Source organism: Castellaniella sp. (assembly GCF_004321985.1).
Lineage (GTDB): Bacteria > Pseudomonadota > Gammaproteobacteria > Burkholderiales > Burkholderiaceae_B > Castellaniella.
The window spans coordinates 1-2,240 of sequence record NZ_SCQN01000001.1 but is presented as its reverse complement, the minus strand read 5'-3'; the positions used below and the strand labels follow the sequence as shown (position 1 = coordinate 2,240).

The 2,240-nt window shown below is 59.6% G+C and carries 6 protein-coding genes; 4 read left to right on the top strand and 2 right to left on the bottom strand.

Features of this window, described 5'->3' with window-relative positions; genetic code table 11:
• The first annotated feature begins 61 nt into the window (after window positions 1-61).
• The 4 genes from EPN31_RS00030 (at window position 62) to EPN31_RS00015 (ending at window position 1,323) form a co-directional block, all read left to right on the top strand.
• On the top strand, window positions 62-319 hold the full coding sequence (locus EPN31_RS00030; protein WP_291767974.1) for an Arc family DNA-binding protein: 258 nt from the start codon (window positions 62-64) through the stop codon (window positions 317-319).
• Complete coding sequence (locus EPN31_RS00025; protein WP_291767972.1) at window positions 316-735, top strand: type II toxin-antitoxin system VapC family toxin; 420 nt, start codon at window positions 316-318, stop codon at window positions 733-735. The genes EPN31_RS00030 and EPN31_RS00025 overlap by 4 nt, the downstream gene beginning before the upstream one ends.
• 79 nt (window positions 736-814) lie before the next feature.
• Entirely contained in the window at window positions 815-940 is a 126-nt protein-coding gene (locus EPN31_RS00020) for a hypothetical protein (protein WP_367188282.1), read from the top strand.
• On the top strand, window positions 937-1,323 hold the full coding sequence (locus EPN31_RS00015) for a type II toxin-antitoxin system death-on-curing family toxin (RefSeq protein WP_291767971.1): 387 nt from the start codon (window positions 937-939) through the stop codon (window positions 1,321-1,323). Before EPN31_RS00020 ends, EPN31_RS00015 begins: the two co-directional genes overlap by 4 nt.
• Window positions 1,324-1,421: 98 nt before the next feature.
• On the opposite strand, the gene EPN31_RS00010 is transcribed toward EPN31_RS00015, so the two are convergent.
• On the bottom strand, window positions 1,422-1,730 hold the full coding sequence (locus EPN31_RS00010; RefSeq protein WP_291767970.1) for a HigA family addiction module antitoxin: 309 nt from the start codon (window positions 1,728-1,730) through the stop codon (window positions 1,422-1,424).
• Window positions 1,731-1,739: 9 nt separating this feature from the next.
• Window positions 1,740-2,021, bottom strand: coding sequence for a type II toxin-antitoxin system RelE/ParE family toxin (locus EPN31_RS00005; protein WP_291767969.1), 282 nt, complete (start codon window positions 2,019-2,021; stop codon window positions 1,740-1,742).
• Window positions 2,022-2,240: the final 219 nt, after the last annotated feature.

The following is a 2,240-nucleotide window of genomic DNA, read 5'->3' as shown; positions in this document are numbered from 1 at the left end:
GACACAACGCCTTCATTTAGTTATATTGAATGCAATGAAGTCATATCGTGAGGTACAAGCCATGGCCGTTCTAACCGTGCGAAATTTGCCCGACGAAGTGCGCCGCGCACTGCGCGTACGCGCGGCCGTCCACGGGCGCAGTACCGAGGCCGAAGTAAGGGCGATCCTGGAAGCGGCGGTCAAACCCGAGGGCCGCCTGAAACTCGGTTCGCTGCTCGCGTCCATCGCGCGCGAAGCGGGTGGGCTTACCGATGCCGAGGCCAAGCGCTTCGACCAACTCCGCGACAAGACCCCGGCCGAACCGATCCATTTCGAATGATCGTCGTCGACACCAACGTCATTTCCGAACTCTGGAAGATCACGCCAGCCCCAAATGTGCTCGCGTGGATAGACTCGCAAGTGGTCGAAACCCTGTACCTGTCCTCGATCACCGTGGCCGAATTGCGTTTTGGCGTGGCGGCCATGCCGGCAGGCAAGCGGCGAGCAATCTATCAGGAGCGCCTGGAGCGCGACGTGTTGACGGCCTTCGCGGGCCGCGTGCTGTCGTTCGACCTCGATGCGGCACGGATCTACGCCGAACTGATGGCGCGAGCGAAGGCAGAAGGCAAGGCCGTCGGCAATGCGGACGGCTACATCGCCGCCACGGCCGCCGCGCGCGGCTTTACGGTTGCCACACGCGACGTCAACCCGTTCGAAGCCGCCGGCCTGACCGTCATCAACCCGTGGGAGTCGTAAGGGTCCATCCCTCGTCGGCGTCATTCTCCCCAAGGAGGTTCTTGCCCGGTTACGCGTTTCCAAGGGAGACTCGGTCTTCGTGACGGATTCGGCCAATGGCGGCGTGACTCTGACGCCTTACGATCCGGCGCTGGAAGAACAACTCAAACACGGCCGCGAATTCATGCGGGCGTATCGCGACACATTCCACCAGCTTGCCAAATGAGCGGCTGGCGGTGGATCAATCGCCTGGCGCTGCTACTTTTGCACGATGAAAGCCTCGCCGAACACGGCGGCACGCCAGGTGTGCGCGACGAAGGGCTTCTCGACTCGGCGCTATCTCGCCCGCTGAATCTGGTCGCCTGCGGCGCCACCCCGGATGCCGCTGATCTTGCGGCGGCATATGGAGTCGAGCTGGCGAAGAACCATCCGTTCGTCGACGGCAATAAGCGGGTGGCTTTTTTGGCAGTCGGTTTGTTTTTTCTGCTGAACGGGTGCCGCCTGAGGGCCACTCAGGCAGAAGCGACGCAGGCGATATATTCCGTGGCCGCAGGGGAAATGGACGAACGACGCTTCGCAGAATGGCTACGTGAACACATGCAACAATAGTAGGAGATGCGGGCAAGGCCAACACAGAGGTCCATATCACCGTCACAGCATCGTGAACGGATACCGAAATCACTGTTCACATTGGACCCAAACACCCATTACGCAGCCGCGTGCGCCGGCTCGACATCTAGACCCTCCCCCGAGTGTTCGGCCCGCCACAGATCGTAGGCAATCTGGCCGCGCAACCACGTTTCCGCACTGGGCCCACGCCCATCAGGCTTGCGCAACCAGGCTTCCAGCCTACGCGCGAAATCCACCGAGATAGCAACATGACCATGCAAAACACGCGATAGCGCTACGCGGCTCACGCCGAGTTGACGCGCAGCCTCGGCCACAGACAGGCCAAGTGCCGGCAGCACGTCCTCTCGCAGCGTTTCACCGGGATGAGGGGGGTTATACATACGCATCGCGTCCTCCTAGTGATAATCCTGATAGTCAACCAGGATCACGTCCTGGCCTTCAAATGCGAAGGTCAAGCGCCAGTTTCCATCAACCTGCACTGACCAATGGCCCTTCAGATCACGGCCTTTCAACGGGTGCAGGTTCCAGCCCGGCATATCCATGTCATCAGGCCCCGCGGCATCGTTCAGTTGCCGCAGTTGCCGAGACAGCCTTTTGGCATGCGCGGGCTGAATGCCTGCCTTGGAGCCAGTCTCAAAGAACCTCTGCATGCCGCGATGTTTGAATGCCTTGATCATACCAAAGTGTATCGCATTAATATACGTATCGCGAGCAGAACGCATGGGACGTGGATGAAAATTCGGCCCCCATCGGATAAAGCCAATCACCAAGTGTGTGACACAACGCCTTCATTTAGTTATATTGAATGCAATGAAGTCATATCGTGAGGTACAAGCCATGGCCGTTCTAACCGTGCGAAATTTGCCCGACGAAGTGCGCCGCGCACTGCGCGTACG

What these genes read in the sequence shown, in the direction of transcription:
- EPN31_RS00030 (WP_291767974.1), top strand. Translation starts at nt 62, where the DNA reads ATGGCCGTTCTAACCGTGCGAAATTTGCCCGACGAAGTGCGCCGCGCA.
- EPN31_RS00025 (WP_291767972.1), top strand. Translation starts at nt 316, where the DNA reads ATGATCGTCGTCGACACCAACGTCATTTCCGAACTCTGGAAGATCACG.
- EPN31_RS00015 (WP_291767971.1), top strand. Translation starts at nt 937, where the DNA reads ATGAGCGGCTGGCGGTGGATCAATCGCCTGGCGCTGCTACTTTTGCAC.
- EPN31_RS00010 (WP_291767970.1), bottom strand. Translation starts at nt 1,730, where the DNA reads ATGCGTATGTATAACCCCCCTCATCCCGGTGAAACGCTGCGAGAGGAC.
- EPN31_RS00005 (WP_291767969.1), bottom strand. Translation starts at nt 2,021, where the DNA reads ATGATCAAGGCATTCAAACATCGCGGCATGCAGAGGTTCTTTGAGACT.